16 protein-coding genes and 1 tRNA gene are annotated in these 19,293 nt (G+C 70.0%); 7 read left to right on the forward strand and 10 right to left on the reverse strand.

Annotated features, from left to right (window positions below):
- Positions 1-139 precede the first annotated feature (139 nt).
- The 3 genes from OHT77_RS28405 to OHT77_RS28415 form a co-directional block, all read right to left on the reverse strand.
- On the reverse strand, positions 140-1,669 hold the full coding sequence (locus OHT77_RS28405; RefSeq protein ID WP_328831260.1) for an HAL/PAL/TAL family ammonia-lyase: 1,530 nt from the start codon (positions 1,667-1,669) through the stop codon (positions 140-142).
- 188 nt (positions 1,670-1,857) lie between these two features.
- On the reverse strand, positions 1,858-3,285 hold the full coding sequence (locus tag OHT77_RS28410; RefSeq protein ID WP_328831261.1) for a GH1 family beta-glucosidase: 1,428 nt from the start codon (positions 3,283-3,285) through the stop codon (positions 1,858-1,860).
- 587 nt (positions 3,286-3,872) lie between these two features.
- Positions 3,873-4,916, reverse strand: a complete 1,044-nt coding sequence (locus OHT77_RS28415) for a LacI family DNA-binding transcriptional regulator (RefSeq protein WP_328831262.1) — start codon at positions 4,914-4,916, stop codon at positions 3,873-3,875.
- 492 nt (positions 4,917-5,408) lie between these two features.
- Between OHT77_RS28415 and OHT77_RS28420 the strand changes: the two genes are divergently transcribed.
- The 5 genes from OHT77_RS28420 (at position 5,409) to OHT77_RS28440 (ending at position 11,785) form a co-directional block, all read left to right on the forward strand.
- Complete coding sequence (locus tag OHT77_RS28420; protein WP_328831263.1) at positions 5,409-6,728, forward strand: ABC transporter substrate-binding protein; 1,320 nt, start codon at positions 5,409-5,411, stop codon at positions 6,726-6,728.
- 279 nt (positions 6,729-7,007) lie between these two features.
- Positions 7,008-8,000, forward strand: coding sequence for a carbohydrate ABC transporter permease (locus OHT77_RS28425; protein WP_328831264.1), 993 nt, complete (start codon positions 7,008-7,010; stop codon positions 7,998-8,000).
- Between the two features lie 14 nt (positions 8,001-8,014).
- Complete coding sequence (locus tag OHT77_RS28430) at positions 8,015-8,935, forward strand: carbohydrate ABC transporter permease (RefSeq protein WP_328831265.1); 921 nt, start codon at positions 8,015-8,017, stop codon at positions 8,933-8,935.
- Positions 8,936-9,102: 167 nt separating this feature from the next.
- Positions 9,103-10,557: a GH1 family beta-glucosidase gene (locus OHT77_RS28435; protein WP_328831266.1), complete on the forward strand. Its 1,455-nt coding sequence runs from the start codon at positions 9,103-9,105 to the stop codon at positions 10,555-10,557.
- A 172-nt stretch (positions 10,558-10,729) separates the two neighbouring features.
- Positions 10,730-11,785, forward strand: coding sequence for a LacI family DNA-binding transcriptional regulator (locus OHT77_RS28440; RefSeq protein ID WP_328831267.1), 1,056 nt, complete (start codon positions 10,730-10,732; stop codon positions 11,783-11,785).
- Between the two features lie 35 nt (positions 11,786-11,820).
- Here OHT77_RS28440 and OHT77_RS28445 read toward each other — a convergent pair whose 3' ends face one another.
- The 5 genes from OHT77_RS28445 to OHT77_RS28465 all read right to left on the reverse strand — a co-directional run bounded on the left by OHT77_RS28445 (position 11,821) and on the right by OHT77_RS28465 (position 15,413).
- A complete protein-coding gene (locus OHT77_RS28445; RefSeq protein WP_328831268.1) occupies positions 11,821-12,423 on the reverse strand; it encodes a TetR/AcrR family transcriptional regulator in 603 nt (200 codons plus the stop codon).
- Positions 12,424-12,563: 140 nt separating this feature from the next.
- Positions 12,564-12,636 (reverse strand) — tRNA-His (locus OHT77_RS28450).
- A gap of 82 nt (positions 12,637-12,718) precedes the next feature.
- Positions 12,719-13,321, reverse strand: a complete 603-nt coding sequence (gene orn, locus OHT77_RS28455; RefSeq protein ID WP_328831269.1) for an oligoribonuclease — start codon at positions 13,319-13,321, stop codon at positions 12,719-12,721.
- Positions 13,322-13,455: 134 nt separating this feature from the next.
- The gene (locus tag OHT77_RS28460) at positions 13,456-14,712 is read right to left on the reverse strand and encodes a GlxA family transcriptional regulator (protein ID WP_266768975.1); all 1,257 of its coding nucleotides are present in this window, start codon (positions 14,710-14,712) and stop codon (positions 13,456-13,458) included.
- A 377-nt stretch (positions 14,713-15,089) separates the two neighbouring features.
- Positions 15,090-15,413 (reverse strand): hypothetical protein, encoded by a 324-nt coding sequence (locus tag OHT77_RS28465; RefSeq protein WP_328831270.1) that lies wholly within the window; start codon positions 15,411-15,413, stop codon positions 15,090-15,092.
- 301 nt (positions 15,414-15,714) lie between these two features.
- On the opposite strand from OHT77_RS28465, the gene OHT77_RS28470 reads away from it, so the two are divergent.
- Together OHT77_RS28470 and OHT77_RS28475 are read left to right on the forward strand one after the other, a co-directional pair.
- The gene (locus tag OHT77_RS28470) at positions 15,715-16,242 is read left to right on the forward strand and encodes a universal stress protein (RefSeq protein ID WP_266768972.1); all 528 of its coding nucleotides are present in this window, start codon (positions 15,715-15,717) and stop codon (positions 16,240-16,242) included.
- A gap of 106 nt (positions 16,243-16,348) precedes the next feature.
- Positions 16,349-16,921 carry a GPR1/FUN34/YaaH family transporter gene (locus tag OHT77_RS28475; protein ID WP_328831271.1) on the forward strand — a complete coding sequence of 191 codons (573 nt, stop codon included), beginning with the start codon at positions 16,349-16,351 and terminating at the stop codon, positions 16,919-16,921.
- Positions 16,922-17,044: 123 nt separating this feature from the next.
- Here the strand turns inward: OHT77_RS28475 and glmS are convergent, their stop codons facing one another.
- Positions 17,045-18,862, reverse strand: coding sequence for a glutamine--fructose-6-phosphate transaminase (isomerizing) (gene glmS, locus OHT77_RS28480; RefSeq protein WP_266768968.1), 1,818 nt, complete (start codon positions 18,860-18,862; stop codon positions 17,045-17,047).
- Positions 18,863-18,874: 12 nt separating this feature from the next.
- Positions 18,875-19,132: a hypothetical protein gene (locus OHT77_RS28485; RefSeq protein ID WP_266768966.1), complete on the reverse strand. Its 258-nt coding sequence runs from the start codon at positions 19,130-19,132 to the stop codon at positions 18,875-18,877.
- Between the last annotated feature and the right edge of the window lie 161 nt (positions 19,133-19,293).

Below are 19,293 nucleotides of genomic sequence, written 5' to 3' on the forward strand. Positions count from 1 at the left end.
CGAAGCCCCCGAACCCGCCCGGTCCCCCCGGCCCGCCGCCGAACCGCGAACTTCCGCCCCCGGCCTGCCTCTTGCCGAAGGGGACCGCGCCGCCGACGATCTGAGTGGAGCGGGCCGGGCGTCGGCGGCAAGGCGCAGGTCAGCGGTGCAGCGCCCCCACCACACCCTCCACGACCGCCAACACCTCACCGCTGCGCACGAGTTCGGCGATGTGCTCGATGTCGGTGTGGAAGACGCGGTCCTCGTCGACGGTCGGTACGGTCTCCCGGATCCGGGCCCGGAGGGCCTCCGCCGCCGGGGAGGGGGAGAGCGGGGCGAGGAGGTCGAGGGCCTGGACGGCGCACATCAGCTCGATGGCTATGACGTAGGCGAGTTTGCGGGTCGCGCGGTACGCCTTCAGGGCCGCCCAGTAGGCGTTGCCGACGGTGTCCTCCTGGTTGGCGGAGGTGGTGACGTTGTCGGCGGAGGCGGGGACGGCCAGGCCGCGCAGTTCCATGGTGAGGGCGGCGGCCGTGTACTGGGCGATCATGTAGCCGCTGTTCAGGCCCGGTTCGCGGACCAGGAAGGCGGGCAGCTCGCTGAAGTTGCTGTTGACCATGCGGTCGGTACGGCGTTCGGAGACCTTGGCGAGGACCGTCATCGCGTTGACCATCGTGTCGGCCTGGATGCCGACGTACGTGCTGTCGCAGTTCGCCCCGCTCAGCGCGACCCCGTCCTCGCCCTCGGGGTGGATGACCGGGTTGTCGCCCACGGAGTGCAGCTCCTCGACGACGACCTCCCGCGCCTGCGCCAGCGCCCGCTTCGCGCCGCCGTGCATCTGCGGTACGGCCCGCAGGGACAGGCTGTCCTGGAGCCGGTGGTCGATGAACTCGGCGCAGATCGCGCTGGATTCGGTCAGCCGCCGCAGGTTCTCGGCGACGGCCGCCTGCTCGGGGTGCCGCTTCCGCTCCTGGATCCGGGCGTCGTAGGCGCGGACGGTCCCCTTGAGCGCCTGCACCGAAAGGCTCGCGGCCACGTCCGCCGTAGTGGCCGCGACTCCCGCGTCGTGGGCGGCCAGTACGGCTGTCGCGGTGACCGAGTGCGTCCCGTTCGTCAGGGACAGCCCTTCCTTGCAGGCGAGTTGGGCGGGACTCTCGCCGATCCGGGCCAACGCCTCGGCGCCGGGCAGGAGTTCGTCGCCGTACCAGGCCCGGCCCTCGCCCAGGAGGACGAGCGCCATGTGTGCCTCGGGGGCCAAGTAGCCGACGGAACCCTCGCCTGGAACGTGCGGGGTGACCCCCGAGTTGAGCATCCGCCGGATCAGCTCCAGCGTCTCGAACCGGATGCCGGAGAACCCCTCCCCGAGCCCGACCAACTCCATCAGCGCGATGGCCCGGACGACCTCCACGGGCAACGGCTCCCCGACCGACACGGCGTGCGACCGCACGATGTTCCGCTGCAGCCGCTCGGCGTCCGCCGGGTCGATGACCTCCGTGACGTTGTCGCCGAACCCGGTGGTGACGCCGTAGACGAGGCGGTTCTCGGCGAGGAAGCGCTCGACCAGGGCGCGGGACTTGCGTACCCGGTCGACGTAGACCGCGTCGAACTCGACCCGGGCGCCGTGCCGCGCGACCGCGACGAACTGCTCGACGGTGATCGGCTCCCGGCCCAGGGTGACGGCCACGGACATCTCCTCGCGCTTGACGTGTATCCATTCACTTGCGGATCGAATGAATCACTCTATTTAGCGCGTGGCAAGGGCGGTCTCACGGACGGGCGGCCGCACCCCGCCGAGGCGCCCCTCCGTGACACACCGAGGCGCGGCACGCCCCCCATGGCATGCCGCGCCTCGCCCCCGTCCCCCGGTTTCCCCGTGGGTCAGGCGTCCTCCGCCGAGGGGAGCGTGCCCGTGCGGGCCGCCTCGCCGTACCACCGGGCGCTCGACTTGGGCGTACGGGCGAGCGTCGCGTAGTCGACGTACACCGCGCCGAACCGCTTCCCGTAGCCGTACGCCCACTCGAAGTTGTCCATCAGGGACCACAGGTAGTAGCCCCGTACGTCCGCGCCGTCCGTGATCGCGCGCCGCACCTCCGACAGATGGCCGCGGAGGTAGGCGATCCGCTCCGGGTCGTGGACGTTGCCCTCCGGGTCGGGCTTGTCGTCGTAGGCCGCGCCGTTCTCCGTGACGTACAGCGGCAGGCCCGGTGCCTCCCGGGTGTACCGGTGGATCAGGTCGTAGAGGCCCGTCGGGTCGATCGTCCAGCCCATCTCCGTGCGCTCGCCGGGGGTCTGGAGGAACGCCACGTCGTCCGCGCCCGGCCAGGGGGAGAACGCGCTCAGGCCGTGACCGTCGGCGCGCGGGCTGCCGGCCGGGGCCGCCTCGGTCGCCTCGACCAGGGTGGGGGTGTAGTAGTTCAACCCCAGTGCGTCCAGCGGTTGGTGAATGAGCGTCAGGTCGCCGTCCTGGACGTACGACCAGTCGGTGACCGACCGGGTCGCCTCCAGCAGTGACTTCGGATACGACCCGTGCAGCATCGGTCCGTGGAACACGCCGTTGGCCAGGTCGTCGATCTTCCGGGCCGCCGCCATGTCCTCCGGGGAGAGTGAAGCGGGCCTGACCACCGAGGAGTTGAGGCTCACCGCGATCGAGCTGCGGGCCGGTATCGCGGTGCGCAGCGCCGAAGTCGCCAGTCCGTGCGCCAGGTTGAGGTGATGCGCGGCCTTGAGGGAGGCCGCCGGGTCCGTACGGCCCGGTGCGTGCACGCCCGAGCCGTAGCCCAGAAAGGCGCTGCACCAGGGCTCGTTGAGGGTGATCCACTGCTCCACGCGGTCGCCCAGGGCGTCGCCCACGATCTGTGCGTACTCGGCGAAGCGGTACGCCGTGTCGCGCTCGGGCCAGCCGCCCGCGTCCTCCAACTCCTGGGGGAGATCCCAGTGGTAGAGGGTCAGCGCGGGCTTGATGTCGTGCGCGAGCAACTCGTCGACCAGGCGGCGGTAGAAGTCCAGGCCCACCTGGACCGCCGGGCCCCGGCCGGTCGGCTGCACCCGCGGCCAGGAGACCGAGAAGCGGTACGCCGTCAGACCCAGGTCCGCCATCATCGCCACGTCGTCGCGGTAGCGGTGGTAGTGGTCGACAGCGATGTCACCGTGCTCACCACCGGCCGTCCGGCCCGGCGTATGACTGAACGTGTCCCAGATCGAGGGCGTACGGCCGCCCTCCCGCACCGCCCCCTCGATCTGGTAGGCGGAGGTCGCGGCGCCCCAGAGGAAGGCAGGGGGAAAGACCGCGGTCGTCAGGTCGGGCATGGAACCGCTCCCATGGGTCGAGTGGCGCCCATTATGCATGGGAGCGCTCCCATGGGTAAAGGGGGTCGCGCAACCGACGTTTTTCGCTTGCGGCCGGGGCCTTCCACGGGTGCCTCCCGGGGTCTTCCGCTCGTGCCGCCCGGCGTTTTTCGCCCGCGCAAGGCACTCGTCCGGTGAGGGCACCGCTGAGGCGAACTCCCGCGCTGCCCGTACCGCCCGCACTACCCACGCCCCCGGCGTCTTTCGCCCGCCCCCGGCACTCGACGGGCGCGGGCGCCGCTGAGGCGAACTGGCGCGCCGCCCGCACTACCCACGCCCCCGGTGTCATTCGCCCGACTCCGGAGTCATCCGCGCGTGCCTCCCGGCGCCTTTCACCCGCGCCCGGTACTCGACCGGCGAGGACACCGCTCAGGCAAACTCCCGCACCACCCGCACCACCCGCGCCCCCGGCGTCTTCCGCCCGCGCCCGGCGCTTTCCGCCCCCGCCCGGTGTCTTCCGTCCGCCCCCGACGCTTTCGCCCGCGCCCCCCGGCATCCTCCGCCCCGCCCCCCGCCGTAGTCCGCCCCCGCCCCCCCCCAAGCCCCCCTCACGCCGACTCCCGCACCACCAACCGCGTAGGCAGGACCACTTGGCGGTGACCGTCCCCGCGGTGGGCGATTTCGTCGAGCAGGATGCTTGCCATGGTGCGGCCCATCTCCTCCAGTGGCTGGCGGACGCTGGTCAGCGGGGGGTCGATGTGCCGGGCCACGATCGAGTCGTCGAAGCCGACTACGGCGACGTCGTCCGGCACGCGCCGGCCTGACGCGCGTAGCTCCAGCACCGCACCCGACGCCATCACGTCCGACGCGGCGAAGACGGCGTCGAGGCCGGGCCGTCTGCGCAGCAGCTCCCGCATGGCCGCCCGGCCGCCCTCCTCGCGGAAGTCGCCGTACGCGATCAGGTCCTCGTCGACGGTGATGCCCGTGCCCGCCAACGCCTCGCGGTAGCCGTCGAGTCGGGCCTGCGCGGCGTCCATGTCCAGGGGCCCGGTGATGGTGGCGACGGTCCGGCGGCCGGTGGCGAGCAGGTGCTCGACGGCGATCCTGGCACCGCCGTTGTTGTCCGCGCGGACGTGTCCCAGCGCCTCCCCCTGCCCGCGCCGCCCGGCCAGCACGGTCGGCACGGCGAGTTCGTGCAGCTGATCGGGCAGGGTGTCGCCGCTGTGGACCGCGAGGATCAGCACGCCGTCCACCCGGTGGGCGGACAGGTAGGTGGCCAGCCGCGCGTACTCCTTCTCGTCCGGCGTCAGGACCAGCAGCAACTGCATCTGAGCGCTGGCGAGTTGGGCCGAGACACCGCGGATGATCCCCGAGAAGTAGGGCTCGGAGAAGAGCCGGTCCTCGCCCTCGGGGACGACCACGGCGACCGAGTCGGTACGCCGGGTCGCCAGCGAACGGGCGGCCGGGTTGGGGACGTAGCCGAGTTCGTCGATCGCCCGCTCCACGGCCGCGCGGGCGTGGTCGCTCACCTTGGGGGAGCCGTTGATGACCCGGGAGACCGTGCCGCGGCCGACGCCGGCGAGCGCGGCCACGGCGTTGAGCGTCGGGCGCCGGACGTCCGCGCGCCGGGGCGGCTGCTCGGCAGGGCTCATCGTTCACCTTCCGGCGATCAGTGGGGACTTGCCTCATTCTTGCCCAGAAATTCGGGCGGCGGCCCGGCTGGGCGGCTCCGGTGCCGTACCCGCTCGGCGACTCCTTGGATCACCTGCGTAAATCCTGTGCGCGACCGGCCCGTGTCCGGCCGGTGACGCCTGGTGGAGCGACACATTCACGTGACGTACGGAACACGCTTGCGCAACAAGCCCGTTTTCAAGTCTTGACACCCGGCCCGGCACGAAGGAGTCTTCCGGCATGCCGCGTGGGAGCGGTCCCACGGAATCTCGGGGGCCTCCTCCCGTGTGGATGAAACCACCAACGGCCCGTCCCTCTATCTCGCATGGCACACCGTTGACCAGCACCTTTTCACTGCACGTCCAGTGCCGTGGGCTGGCCGCTGCTCGAAACGAGAGGGCAGGTCCGGATCGTCGAGCCTCGGCGGTCCGATTCCTGAGACCCCGTTCCCCACTGGAACAAGGAGTAGTGGAATGCGCATCACCCGTACCGGCGGCGGCCAAGGCCGCAGAGCAGCGGCCCTGACCACGACGGTCCTGACAGCCTCGGCCCTGTTGCTGACCGGCTGTAGCAGCGACAGCTCCTCGGACGCCAAGGACTCGAACGGGAACATCACTCTCACGGTGGCCGACTACGGGCAGTTCGGTTACAAGGAAGCCGGCCTGTTCGCCCAGTACCACAAGCTGCACCCGAACATCACGGTGAAGGAGAACGTCACCGCCAACGAGGCCGACTACTACCCGAAGATGCTTCAGCAGCTGAACACGGGCAGTGGCCTCGCGGACGTGCAGGGCATCGAGGTCGGCCGCATCAAGGAGGTCGTCGACACCCAGGCGGCCAAGTTCACCGACCTGAGCAAGTCGATCAACGTGAGTGACTGGGTCTCCTGGAAGGAGAAGCAGGCCACCGCGTCGGACGGTTCGGTCATCGGCGCCGGCACCGACATCGGCCCGATGTCCCTGTGCTACCGCTCGGACCTCTTCAAGGCCGCGGGCCTGCCGAGCGACCGTGACTCGGTCGCCAAGGCCGTCGCCGGCGGCTGGGAGGACTACCTCAAGCTCGGCGAGAAGTTCAAGGCGAAGGCGCCCAAGGGCACCTACTTCATGGACTCCGCGAGCGCCATGTACAACGCGGTCGTCAGCTCCTCGGCCGAGCAGTACTACGACGCTTCCGGCAAGGCCGTCTACAAGAACAGCCCGGCCGTGCAGCAGGGCTGGAACCTGGCCGCGGAAGCCGCGTCCAAGAAGCTGACCGAGGGTCTGCCCCAGTTCACCGACGCCTGGACGGCGGCGCTGCGCAAGGGCACCGTCGCCACCGTGGCGTGCCCCGCGTGGATGGCCGGCCAGATCTCCATCAACTCCGGTGACGCCTACAAGGGCAAGTGGGACATCGCCCGTGCGCCCGGCACCAGCGCGGGCAACTGGGGCGGTTCCTTCCTGGCCGTGCCCAAGAGCGGCAAGAACGTCAAGGCGGCCACCGACCTGGTCAAGTGGCTGACCGCTCCGGCGCAGCAGGCCGCCGTGTTCAAGGCGATCGGTGTCTTCCCGTCCAACAAGGGCGCCTACGACCTCGCCAGCGTGAAGAACGCGACGCTGCCGTACTTCAACAACGCCCCGATCGGCCAGATCTACGCCGACGAGGCGAAGGCCATCCCCGAGGCCGTGCTCGGCGCGAAGGACGGCACGATCAAGGACACGATCTCCACGCAGATCAACAACATGGAGCAGCGGGGGACCAAGCCCGACAAGGCGTGGAAGGCCGCGACCGACTCGATCGACAAGGTGATCGGCTGACACAGGCCGCGGTGCGGGCGGCCCGGCGGCCGCCCGCACCGCGCTGCGTGCGTGGGGCCGCCCGGCGGCTCCCGCCGTAGGCGCGGGGGTCGTCCGCAGCGGCCCCGGTCGTCAAGTGCCGGTCTTTTCCGCGGTGTTCGGCGCACACTCACCGGACGCCGCAGCACCGTGTCCGCCCGACCGGCGACCCGACGGCGACGACGTGTCCCGGGCCGGGTGCCCGGCCCCGCGCCCGCCCCCTGCCCGTACCCGGCCGAGATCCAGGGAAGGACCCCCTCCGTGGCAACCACAATCCCCACCCGGGACGCCCCGACCCCGCCACCCGGCGGCGTCGGCGCCGTGCCGAAAGAACCCAGCGTGTGGCGCACCCGTCTGTGGCGCCTCGACGACAAGGCGTCGCCGTACGCGTACATCGCCCCCTTCTTCCTCATCTTCGGTGCCTTCGGCCTCTACCCGATGCTGTACACGGGCTGGATAGCCATGCACCGGGTGGAGATGACGAGCCTGAGCCAGTCCGAGTGGGTCGGCTGGGACAACTTCGCGAAGATCCTCCAGGACTCCGAGTTCTGGACCGCGGTCACCAACACCTTTGTCATCGGCGTCATTTCGACCGTTCCCCAGCTCCTCATGGCCCTGGGCCTCGCGCACCTGCTCAACTACAAGCTGCGCGCCAGCACGTTCTGGCGGACGGTGATCCTCACCCCGTACGCCACCTCGGTGGCGACCGCGGCCCTCGTCTTCGCCCTGGTCTTCCGGGCCGACGGCGGCCTGCTCAACTGGGTGCTGCACTTCGTCGGCATCGGCAACACCGACTGGGGCAACGGCGAGTGGTCGTCCAAGTTCGCCATCTCGGCCATCGTGATCTGGCGCTGGACCGGCTACAACACCCTGATCTATCTCGCGGCCATGCAGGCCGTGCCCACGGACCTGTACGAAGCGGCCTCGATCGACGGGGCGACGCGCTGGCAGCAGTTCCGCAAGGTGACCATCCCCTCGCTGCGGCCGACGATCCTCTTCACGATCGTCATCTCGACCATCGGTTCCATGCAGCTGTTCGGTGAGCCGCTGCTGCTGCAGGGCGGCACGCTCGGCTCCACCGGAGGCAGCGAGCACCAGTACGAGACGCTCAGCATCTACCTCTTCAACTACGGCTGGAAACTGGGCCACTTGGGCCCGGCCGCGGCCGTCGCCTGGGCCATGCTCGTCCTGCTGCTGCTCATTGCCCTGATCAACCTGATCGTCGGCCGGGTCCTGCGCAAGAGCGCGGCGTGACGGGAGCGATATCGATGACCACGACCAGCACCACCCCCACCGCGCCGGACCTCGATCCGGCGCCGCTTCCCGTCACCCCCGGCGCCGGCCGCCGCCGCTTCAAGATCGGCGCGGGCCAGCAGCTCAAGGGCGGCCCGTTCACCTACGCGGCGCTGATCATCGTCGGCCTCGGCTCGGTGTTCCCGCTGTACTGGACGCTGGTGGCCGCCTCCCACGACCAGCAGCGGGTCCTCGACAGCCCGCCGCCGCTCCTGCCGGGCGGCCGGCTGTGGACCAACCTCCAGTCGGCCTGGGACCAGGCCCACCTGGGGAAGGCCATCGTCAACACCGTCATCGTGGCCGGTTCCATCACCGCGGCCACGCTGTTCTTCTGCACCCTCGCCGGGTACGCCTTCGCCAAGATGCGCTTCCGCGGCCGGGGCGCCCTGATGACCGCGGTCATCGCGACCCTGACGATCCCGCCGCAGCTCAGCGTCGTACCGCTGTTCATGATGATGGCGAACATCGGCTGGGGCGGAAAACTGGAGTCGGTGATCTTCCCGACCCTCGTCGGTGCCTTCGGCGTCTTCTTCATGCGGCAGTACCTGCTGGAGGCCCTGCCCTACGAACTCATCGAAGCGGCCAAGGTGGACGGCGCGACCAACATCCGCATCGTGTGGAACGTGGTCCTGCCCGCCGCCCGCCCCGCGATGATGGTGCTGGGGATGCTCACCTTCGTGCAGGCCTGGAACGACTTCTTCTGGCCCTTCCTCGCCCTGAACCAGGACAACCCCACCATCCAGGTCGCGCTCGGCCAGCTCAGCGCCTCCTACACCCCCGACCAGAGCATCGTCATGGCCGGTGCGCTGATCAGCACCCTCCCGCTGCTCCTGGTGTTCGTGATCTTCGGCAAGCAGATCATCGGAGGCATCATGGCGGGCGCCGTCAAGGGCTGACGCGGGGCTGCCAACCGCCTTTCGCGCAGGCCCAGTTCACCCTCCCGTACGGCCCGCCGCGCACGCGGGCCGTACCCGGCCGGGCGCCCGCCGCCGTGCCCCGTCCGCTTCCCCTCACCGCCGGACCACCGTCCGGCTTTTACTCACTCCACTTCGGGAGCGCTCACATGACCGCCGTACGACACGAGACCAAGGCCGAACCGGCCGTCACCACCTCCTTCCCCCCGGGCTTCGTCTGGGGCGCGGCCACCGCCGCCTACCAGGTCGAGGGTGCCGCCGCCGAGGACGGCCGGACCCCTTCCATCTGGGACACCTTCAGCCACACCCCGGGGAAGGTGCGCAACGGCGACACCGGTGACATCGCCGCCGACCACTACCACCGGTATCGCGACGACGTGGCCCTGATGAAGGACCTCGGCCTCAAGGCGTACCGGTTCTCCATCTCCTGGTCCCGGGTCCAGCCCACCGGCCGAGGGCCCGCCGTGGAGCGCGGACTCGACTTCTACCGCCGGCTCGCCGACGAACTCCTCGCGGCCGGCATCACCCCCGTCGCCACCCTCTACCACTGGGACCTGCCGCAGGAGCTGGAGGACGCGGGCGGCTGGCCGCAGCGCGACACCGCGCACCGCTTCGCCGAGTACGCCGAGATCATGGGCCGGGCCCTGGGCGACCGCGTCGGCCTGTGGACCACCCTCAACGAGCCCTGGTGCAGCGCGTTCCTGGGCTACGGCTCCGGCGTGCACGCCCCCGGCCGCACCGACCCGGCGGCCACCCTGCGCGCCGCGCACCACCTCAACCTGGCCCACGGCCAGGCGGTCGGGGCGCTGCGCGAGGTCCTGCCGGCCACCGCGCAGACCTCCATCACCCTCAACCTGCACCAGGTGCGCCCGCTCACCGGCAGCCCCGAGGACGCGGAGGCCGCCCGCCGTATCGACGCGGTCGGCAACCGGATCTTCACCGGCCCCCTCCTCGACGGCGCCTACCCCGAGGACCTGCTCGCCGACACCGCGCACCTCGTCGACTGGACGGAGCTGGTGCGGGACGGCGACCTCGCCGAGATCTCCCGGCCCATCGACGTCCTCGGCGTCAACTACTACGCGCCGACCGTCGTCTCGGCCGGCTCCGGCGACGGCACCACCAAGAACGACGGCCACGGCGCGAGCGACCACTCCCCGTGGACCGGCTCCTCGAACGTCGACTTCCACCTCGCCAACGACCAGCTCACGGCGATGAACTGGGCGATCGACCCCAGCGGCCTGTACACCCTCCTGACCGACCTGGCCGCCTCGCACCCCGGGCTGCCGCTGATGGTCACGGAGAACGGCGCCGCGTTCGACGACTACGTCTCCCCCGAGGGCCTGGTCAACGACCCGCAGCGCATCGCCTACCTCCACGCCCACCTCGACGCCGTCCGCCGGGCGGTCGCCGACGGAGCCGACGTGCGCGGCTACTTCCTCTGGTCGCTGCTCGACAACTTCGAGTGGTCCTACGGCTATTCGAAGCGCTTCGGTGCCGTCTACGTCGACTACTCCACCCAGCGCCGCATTCCCAAGGCGAGCGCCCACTGGTACGCCGGGGTGATCCGGGGCAACGCGCTGCCGGCCGCCGGCCAGGACGGGTGAGGCCCGGCCGCCCGGCCTGAGGGGCGCCGCCCGGACAGCGGCCGTGTCCCGCCGTACCGATCCACGGCTCGGTGGGCGGGGACCCCGGTCGACGAGGGACGATGGAAGCGGGGCGTCCGGGCCTCGGCTGTTACATTCCTGGCCTGAAAGCTGCGAACGGAAGGCGGCGACCATGGCGGTCAGCGGTGGGCGGAACCGGGGCGGCAGACGGCCGACCCTGGAGGAAGTCGCCGCCCGTGCCGGCGTGGGCCGCGGCACGGTCTCCCGGGTGATCAACGGCTCGCCCCGGGTCAGCGACGCGACCCGCGCCGCCGTCGAGGCGGCGGTCGCGGAGCTGGAGTACGTCCCGAACACGGCGGCCCGGGCGCTGGCCGCCAACCGCACGGACGCGATCGCCCTGGTCGTCCCCGAGCCGGAGACCCGCTTCTTCGCGGAGCCGTACTTCTCCGACATGCTCAAGGGCGTCGGCACCCAACTGGCCGACACCGAACTGCAGTTGCTGCTCATCTTCGCGGGCAGCGACCGGGAGCGGCAGCGCCTCGCCCAGTACCTGGCCGCCCACCGGGTGGACGGTGTCCTGCTCGTCTCGGTCCACGCGGACGACCCGCTGCCCGACCTGCTGGCCGCGCTGGAGATCCCGGCGGTCATCAGCGGCCCCCGGTCGGCCACCGAGCCCCTGACCTCCGTCGACTCGGACAACTACGGCGGCGCCCGCTCGGCCGTGGAACACCTCCTGTCCCGGGGCCGCACCCGCATCGCCCACATCACCGGCCGCCTCGACGTCTACGGCGCCCAGCGCCGCGTCGACGGTTACCGCGCGGCGCTGCTCGACGCGGGCCACGAAGTGGACGAACACCTCATCCAGCCGGGCGACTTCACCGAGGAGGGCGGGCGCCGCGCGATGACGGAACTGCTCCTCCGCCGCCCCGACGTCGACGCGGTCTTCGCCGGTTCGGACGTGATGGCGGCGGGCGCCCGCCAGGTCCTGCGCGAGGAGGGCCGCCGCATACCGGACGACGTGGCCCTCGTCGGCTACGACGACTCGGCCATCGCCCGCCACATGGACCCGCCGCTCACCAGCGTCCGCCAGCCGATCGAGGAGATGGGCCGCTCGATGATCGACCTGCTGCTCGCGGAGATCGCGGACCGCCGCCCGGCGGCAACTCGCGGCCCGGAGCGCCGACAGGCCGTCCTGGCAACGGAGTTGGTGACGAGGGCATCGTCGTAAGGGCTGACGCGCGGCCGATCCGAACCACCTGACCGCTAACCGGGCCGTACGACGTCCCAGCCCCGCTCCAGCAGATCGAACGCGGCGTTCAGGGTGTCCCGCGGGTCCGGTGAGGACTCGGCGAGGGTGCGGGCCTCCAGGGCGAAGTGGGCCAGGGCCGCGCAGCGGGGGTCGTCGGCGGGGGCGCCGGCGGTCTCGGCGATCGCGGCCGCCACCGCGTGCTGGTGGCGCATCCACATCCGGCGGTGGTACTCGGTCAACGCCGGTGTGCCGCGCACGAGTTGGTGGAACGTGGCGAGCTGCTCACTGCCCTCGGCGGAGAAGAACAGCGCGCCCAACAGATGATCGCGCAACGCCTGCGGAACCGACGTCCCCGGCGCCCGCTCACGCACCGCCGCGACGAGCGCGGCCTCCTGGTCCGCGTCCAGGTCGAAGACCAGCGCCTCCTTGCTGGGGAAGTGCTTGAAGAGCGTCGTCGTCGACACGTCCGCCGCCTCGGCGACATCCCGGATGCTCACCTGGTCGTACCCGTGCTCCAGAAACAACTCCAGCGCGGCATCGGCCAGCGCCTGCCGGGTGGCGGCCTTCTTCCGCTCACGGCGGCCCATCGTCGGTACGGTGGTCGGCGTCTCGCTCATACCACCCACTGTACCTCTCGGTTGCCTCAGCCCAAAAGTGCACTCGTTCCACTTACGCGGTCCTTGTAGGCGGGTTTTCCGGTGCCGGAAAACGAATCAGCCGGTGACTTCGTTTCCGAAGTCACCGGCTGATTACTCAGGGTGAGTGACGGGACTTGAACCCGCGACTTCCTGGACCACAACCAGGTGCTCTACCAGCTGAGCTACACCCACCATGCCCGGTCGTTCACTCGAAGGCTTACCGACCGGCCGAGAAAAAGTGTACAGGGTCTGAAGGGGTGCTCGCGCACGCCTTTTACGGCGTGGGCAGGACGTGCTTCGCGGCGATCGTGCGGGCCGTCTCGGAGTCGGGTCCGGGCTGCGGGACGAAGATCGCCTCGCGGTAATAGCGCAGCTCGGCGATGGATTCGCGGATGTCGGCGAGGGCCCGGTGGTTGCCCTTCTTCTCGGGGCTGTTGAAGTACGCCCGGGGGTACCAGCGGCGGGCCAGCTCCTTCACCGAGGACACGTCCACGATGCGGTAGTGGAGGTACTCCTCCAGCGTCGGCATGTCACGGAGCAGGAAACCGCGGTCGGTGCCGACCGAGTTGCCGCACAGCGGTGCCTTGCCCGGCTCCTTGACGTGCTCCCGGATGTACGCGAGGACCAGCTCCTCCGCGTCGGCCAGCGTCGTACCGCCCGCCAGCTCGTCGAGCAGCCCGGATGCGGTGTGCATCTGGCGTACTACGTCCGGCATCGTCTCCAGCGCCTGGTCCGGCGGGCGGATGACGATGTCCACCCCTTCGCCGAGCACGTTCAGCTCGGAGTCGGTGACGAGGGCGGCCACCTCGATGAGAGCGTCGTCTGACAGCGAGAGGCCGGTCATCTCGCAGTCGATCCACACCATGCGATCGTTCATATGTCTAACCTTAAGGTGCGGGCCGCCCGGCTGAGCCGATCGTGCGGTGACCTTGTGGTCCGGGCCCATACGAAAACTCCCGGAGACCCCCTAGGGGAGACCTCCGGGAGAGTCCCGTCATACCCGCGGCGGTCCTACGTGGCGCTCCGCTGGCCGGGCAGACTCGCCGCCCGACTGGACGCGTACGCCTCACGGCCGTTCTCCGCCGACCCTGCCGACGCCGTCGCCGACAGCGCGCTCGCCGCCGTACGCCGCGACTGCATCGGCACCGGACCGTCCGGGTGCAGCGCGGGCGGCAGCCCAGCCGGACCCAGCGACGCCGGACCGCCGGGCTGCCCGGGAGCGCCGTCGGCGTCCACCTGCTTGTCGCCCTGCGGCCTGCGGGCCCGGTACGCGGCCCGGTAGGCGGCGGGCGACGAGCCCAACTGCCGCCGGAAATGGCCGCGTAGAGCCACCGGCGAGCGGAAGCCGCAACGGCCCGCGACCTCGTCCACCGAGTAGTCCGACGTCTCCAGCAGACGCTGCGCCTGGAGCACCCGCTGCGTGATCAGCCACTGCAGGGGAGCGCTGCCGGTGAGCGAGCGGAAGCGGCGGTCGAACGTACGCCTGCTCATGTACGCGCGAGCCGCCAGCGTCTCCACGTCGAACTGTTCGTGGAGGTGCTCCAGCGCCCAGGCGACGACCTCCGCGAGCGGGTCGGCGCCGATCTCCTCTGGTAAAGACCGATCGAGGTAGCGCTCCTGACCGCCGCTTCGGCGCGGGGGGACCACCAGGCGTCGGGCGAGCGCGCCGGCCGCCTCGTTGCCGTGGTCCGTCCGCACGATGTGGAGACAGAGATCGATTCCGGCCGCCGTACCGGCCGACGTCAGGACGTCCCCGTCGTCGACGAAGAGCTCTCTCGGATCGACGTGCACCGACGGATAGCGCTTGGCCAGCGTCGGCGCGTACATCCAGTGGGTGGTCGCCGGGCGGCCGTCCAGCAGACCCGCGGCAGCCAGCACGAAGGCGCCGGTGCACAGGCCGACGATGCGGGCCCCTTCTTCGTGCGCGCGGCGGATCGCGTCGAGCGCCTCCTCGGGCGGTGGCGAGGTGATCGACCGCCAGGCCGGCACGACGACGGTGCCCGCCCGTGAGATCGCTTCCAGGCCATGCGGTGTGGTGAGTTCCAGCCCCCCGGTGGTCCGCAGCGGTCCTTCTTCGCCGCCGCACACAAGGAGGCGGTAGCGCGGAACTCCGGCGTCCTGCCGGTCGATTCCGAACACCGACAGCGGTATGGAACTCTCGAAGATGGGGCCGCCGCTGAACAGCAGCACCGCGACGATCTCCTTGCGGCGTCGCCCGGAAAGCTTCCGGGCCGCGGCTTCCGGCGCGGCAGTGGAGTCGTGGCTCATACTGCTAAGCCCCCCTCGGTGGTCGCGGCTCCTCGGTTGTGTCGCTCCTGCACGTTTCCCCTCGGTCCTGCACGAGTCCCCCGCCGTAAGACGTCAAGATCGAATCTACTGTGTCCAGTGGTGCCGGGGTGACCAGTTCGGCAACCGGCACATTGTCGACATGGCAACTTGGCGTGAAGCATTCGATCACGAAGCGTTGCACTCGCGGGCCGTGCAGGGAAGTGCGCCTCGTCGTAGTGGCCAATCCCCGTAGGGTGCGCACGCCCTCCCAGACCCTTTCGGTGCAGGTGGAACGGGGGTTGGGGGGTGGTTCGGACAACAGATGCGCGGTGGCCGGAAGTTGGCTGAAAAGCGTCGGGCGCGTGCGCGGAAACCGGTCAGTCGACCGGTGTACTTCCCCCGGCGCGCCGCCCGCCCCTGTGCGCCCCCGCCCCGGCCCGGTGCCGGTGGCCGCGGTGCGGGGGCTGTTCTTCGGCCAGCAGTCGTACGGTGCTCCGCTCGGACCGGCGCAGCAGCACCCGGCAGGCGGCGGTGACGGCCGCCAGACCCAGTGCCGTACCCGTGGCGCCGGCGAGGGAGGTGCCGTACCAGAGGAGGACGACGGGGACGAGGACACAGCTGAATACCGCCCAGCGCACCACATCGGTCGCGGTGTCCGGGCCGGGGTGTGACTCGGAGGTCGTCGTGCGGTGTCCGGACATGGCGTGCTCCCTGGGGCGGCGGCTCGCCGGGTTCAACGCGTGTTCGATGCGTCGGTCACTGTAGGGCACCCCGTCGGTAAGTGAATCCTGTGCAAACCGCCTGTACGGGGCAGCAACCATTGCGTTACGGGCGCCCCCTCGTGCATGCTCCGGGGAACTCCGCCGGAGCATGTGCGGGATATGGGCTAAGGAGGAGTGCCGCCGTACCCTTGGGGGTATGGGGTTGGGAAGATGATTCCCGGACACAGCTCCGCCGCATCCTGTTGTCCCCTCCCAAGAGGATCAAAACGCCGAGACACCCATGGCCGGTCACGAATCTTTCGAACCCGCGGACCGCAAGCGGCCCGTCGCCGATCCCACGGCGGCCGAGCCCCTGGCGGCGGAAGAACCACGTCATTCCTGCGACCCCGCCTTCAAGCACGGTGTGGTCGTCGGCTTCGACGGCTCCATGTCCAGTGAGCGTGCCCTCGCCTACGCGATCGGCATGGCCCACCGCTCGGGCTCGGGGCTGATCATCGTCCATGTCGCCAACCGGCTGCCCACCACGGTGTGGGCGGGCTGCGAGCCACCGGTCTTCGTCGATGTGCCGGACCACCGCACCGAGGTGCTGGGTCTGGAGCTGGCGTGCGCCGAGTACCTGGCGGAAGTGCCCTGGATCCTGGTCGAGCGCGGCGGCGACATCTGCCACGAACTCGAAGAGGTGGGGCGGGAGTACGAGGCGGACGCGATCGTCGTGGGCTCCACGCACGGCATCGTCGGACGCATCTTCGGCTCCGTCGCCGGGCGGCTCGCCAAGCGGGCGCAGCGGCCGGTCATCGTCATTCCCTGACGCGTCGTCGGTTCCGAATTCCCTGCTGTGCAGAGGTGTTTGTGTCCTTGTGAAGGGCATATATCGGTCACACCGCACAAACGCACATGCATGAAGGGAGCCCGCCGTGGACAATGACGTCTCCGCGGGAAGCACCACCTCGATCGTCTCGATCGCCGGCCGACTCGCCCTGGGAATCACCCTGTTGGCCTTCGGCCTCGGGTACACGAAGGTCATCGACGGCGTCTCCACGGCTGACGCCGTGTCAGTCGCCCATTACGTGGGCGGAGTTGCCCTCTTCCTCGTCGGACTGCTCGCGTTCCGTGACGGCGACACGGTCAGCGGTACGGCGTTCACCGCGTTCGGCGCGCTCTGGTTCACCTGGGCCGTCTCGGCGGGCGGCTCCGCGTCAGACAACGCGGCGGGGTTGTTCCTGGTCCTGTTCGCTCTCGTCGCGCTCTCGGTGACGCTCGCGGGTGGGGACCAACTCGCCCAGGGGGTCTACGGGTTGTTCTTCGTGTCGCTCGTGCTGCTGGCGGTTGCCCAGTTCGCCGGGAATGACGGGCTGGGGAAGGTCGGGGGGTGGTTCGGGGTCGCTGCGGGGGCTGTTGCCTGGTATTCGGCGACGGCGGCGCTTGCGCACTGGCCGACGGTGCTTCCTCGACGGGCGGCTGGGCGGGGTGTGACGGCCACCAGCTGACCGGTAACAGGAGGCCCCCCTCGTGTGTGAGGCAACACGTGGGGGGCCATTCTGTTTCGTCGGCCTCTGCGGCCGGTGGGGGCTTGTCGCGCAGTTCCTCGCGCCCCTAAAGGCAAAGGGTGTCTACTCGACCGTGACCGACTTCGCGAGGTTCCTCGGCTTGTCGATGTCCCGGCCCAGGGCCAACGCCGTGTGGTAGGCGAGGAGTTGGAGGGGGATGCCCATCAGGATGGGGTCCAGTTCGTCCTCGTTCTTGGGGACGACGATGGTCTGGTCGGCCTTTTCCTGGTGCTGGTGGGCCACCGCGAGGATGCGGCCGCTGCGGGCCTTGATCTCCTCCAGGGCGGCGCGGTTCTTCTCCAGGAGGTCGTCGTCGGGGACGATCGCGACCGTGGGGAGGGCCGGCTCGATCAGGGCGAGGGGGCCGTGCTTCAACTCCGAGGCGGGGTAGGCCTCCGCGTGGATGTAGGAGACCTCCTTGAGCTTCAGGGAGGCCTCGCGTGCCACGGGGTAGCCGCGGACCCGGCCGATGAAGAGCATGGAGCGGGCCTCGGCGTACTCGGCGGCCAGCTTCTTGATCTCCTCCTCCTGGTCCAGGATCTCGGTGATCTGGGAGGGGAGTTTGCGCAGGCCCTCGATGATGCGCTTGCCGTCGCGGACGGAGAGGTCGCGGGTGCGGCCGAGGTGCAGGGCCAACAGGGCGAAGGCGACTGTGGTGTTGGTGAAGCACTTGGTCGAGACGACACAGACCTCGGGGCCCGCGTGGACGTACATGCCGCCGTCCGCCTCGCGCGCGATCGCCGAGCCGACGACGTTGACCACGCCGAGGACGCGGGCGCCCTTGCGCTTCAGCTCCTGGACCGCCGCCAGGACGTCGTAGGTCTCGCCGGACTGGGAGACGGCGATGTAGAGGGTGTCGGGGTCGACCACCGCGTTGCGGTACCGGAATTCGGAGGCGGGCTCGGCGTCCGCGGGGATGCGGGCCAGCTCCTCGATCATCTGGGCGCCGATCATGCCCGCGTGGTACGAGGTGCCGCAGCCGAGGATCTTGACGCGGCGGATCTGCCGGGCCTCGCGGGCGTCCAGGTTCAGGCCGCCGAGGTGCACGGTGGAGAAGCGGTCGTCGATGCGGCCGCGCAGCACGCGGTCCACGGCGTCGGCCTGCTCGAAGATCTCCTTGTGCATGTAGGTGTCGTGGCCGCCCATGTCGTAGGAGGCCGCCTCCCACTCGACGGTGGTCGGCTCGGACGTGGTGCGGGTGCCCTCGGTCGTGTATGTCCGGAAGTCGTCGGCCTTGAGGGTGGCCATCTCGCCGTCGTCCAGGGTCACTATCTGGCGCGTGTGCGTCACCAGTGCGGCGATGTCCGAGGCGACGAACATCTCCTTCTCGCCGATCCCGAGGACCACCGGGGAGCCGTTTCGAGCCACCACGATGCGGTCGGGGAAGTCGGCGTGCAGGACGGCGATGCCGTACGTCCCCTCGATCACGCGGAGCGCGTCGCGGACCTTGTCCTCGAGCTTCTCCTGCTGCGAGCGGGCGACGAGGTGGGTGAGGACCTCGGTGTCGGTCTCGGAGAGGAACTGGACGCCGTCCGCCTCGAGCTTCTTCCGGAGGTCGGACGCGTTGTCGATGATGCCGTTGTGGACGACGGCGACCTTGCTGTCCGCGGACATGTGCGGGTGGGCGTTCACATCGGACGGGGCGCCGTGCGTGGCCCAGCGGGTGTGGGCGATTCCGGTGGTGCCCTTGAAGCGTGCCGGGACCTTGGCCTCCAGGTCACGGACCCGGCCCTTGGCCTTGACCATCTTCAGACCGGCCGTCTTCGGGGTGGTGACGACGATGCCCGCGGAGTCGTAGCCGCGGTACTCCAGCCGCTGCAGGCCCTCCAGCAGAAGCGGAGCAACGTCACGCCTGCCGATGTATCCGACAATTCCGCACATGTATGGGTATTCCTAGCCGTAGACGATCCGGCGCAGCTGTCGGAGCGTCAGCTCCGGCGGGGCCACGGCCCGGTATTTCAGGTCCGCCTCGATCCGGTCGAAGATCGTCGCGTTCACCAGGCCCTGGGCCTGGAGCTCGCGGTGGCGGCGACGGACGTACTCCTCGGTCGTCTCGTCGAAGTAGGCGAGCACGTCCTGGATCACCCGCAGTGCCTCGCCCCGGTTGAGGGTCGTGGAGCGCGTCAGATGATCAACGAGTTCGTCGTGCACCCGGTTGATCCTGGGGTATCGAGGGAAGGTTTGCAAGAATCCTGCCCGATATCGGGCAACGGCCTGTTGAAAGTCTTATGGGGCTCTGTTCGTAAGCTGTCCATCCTGTGTCTTGCGCGCCGTTGCCCATGTCGACGAGTTTCAGACGCCATGGACATTCC

The sequence above is a fragment of the Streptomyces sp. NBC_00252 genome, assembly GCF_036187565.1.
Lineage (GTDB): Bacteria > Actinomycetota > Actinomycetes > Streptomycetales > Streptomycetaceae > Streptomyces.

Bases quoted from the DNA above. Each gene is read 5' to 3' on its own strand.
- OHT77_RS28405 (WP_328831260.1), bottom strand. From the start codon at position 1,669: ATGTCCGTGGCCGTCACCCTGGGCCGGGAGCCGATCACCGTCGAGCAG.
- OHT77_RS28410 (WP_328831261.1), bottom strand. From the start codon at position 3,285: ATGCCCGACCTGACGACCGCGGTCTTTCCCCCTGCCTTCCTCTGGGGC.
- OHT77_RS28415 (WP_328831262.1), bottom strand. From the start codon at position 4,916: ATGAGCCCTGCCGAGCAGCCGCCCCGGCGCGCGGACGTCCGGCGCCCG.
- OHT77_RS28420 (WP_328831263.1), top strand. From the start codon at position 5,409: ATGCGCATCACCCGTACCGGCGGCGGCCAAGGCCGCAGAGCAGCGGCC.
- OHT77_RS28430 (WP_328831265.1), top strand. From the start codon at position 8,015: ATGACCACGACCAGCACCACCCCCACCGCGCCGGACCTCGATCCGGCG.
- OHT77_RS28435 (WP_328831266.1), top strand. From the start codon at position 9,103: ATGACCGCCGTACGACACGAGACCAAGGCCGAACCGGCCGTCACCACC.
- OHT77_RS28440 (WP_328831267.1), top strand. From the start codon at position 10,730: ATGGCGGTCAGCGGTGGGCGGAACCGGGGCGGCAGACGGCCGACCCTG.
- OHT77_RS28445 (WP_328831268.1), bottom strand. From the start codon at position 12,423: ATGAGCGAGACGCCGACCACCGTACCGACGATGGGCCGCCGTGAGCGG.
- orn (WP_328831269.1), bottom strand. From the start codon at position 13,321: ATGAACGATCGCATGGTGTGGATCGACTGCGAGATGACCGGCCTCTCG.
- OHT77_RS28460 (WP_266768975.1), bottom strand. From the start codon at position 14,712: ATGAGCCACGACTCCACTGCCGCGCCGGAAGCCGCGGCCCGGAAGCTT.
- OHT77_RS28465 (WP_328831270.1), bottom strand. From the start codon at position 15,413: ATGTCCGGACACCGCACGACGACCTCCGAGTCACACCCCGGCCCGGAC.
- OHT77_RS28470 (WP_266768972.1), top strand. From the start codon at position 15,715: ATGGCCGGTCACGAATCTTTCGAACCCGCGGACCGCAAGCGGCCCGTC.
- glmS (WP_266768968.1), bottom strand. From the start codon at position 18,862: ATGTGCGGAATTGTCGGATACATCGGCAGGCGTGACGTTGCTCCGCTT.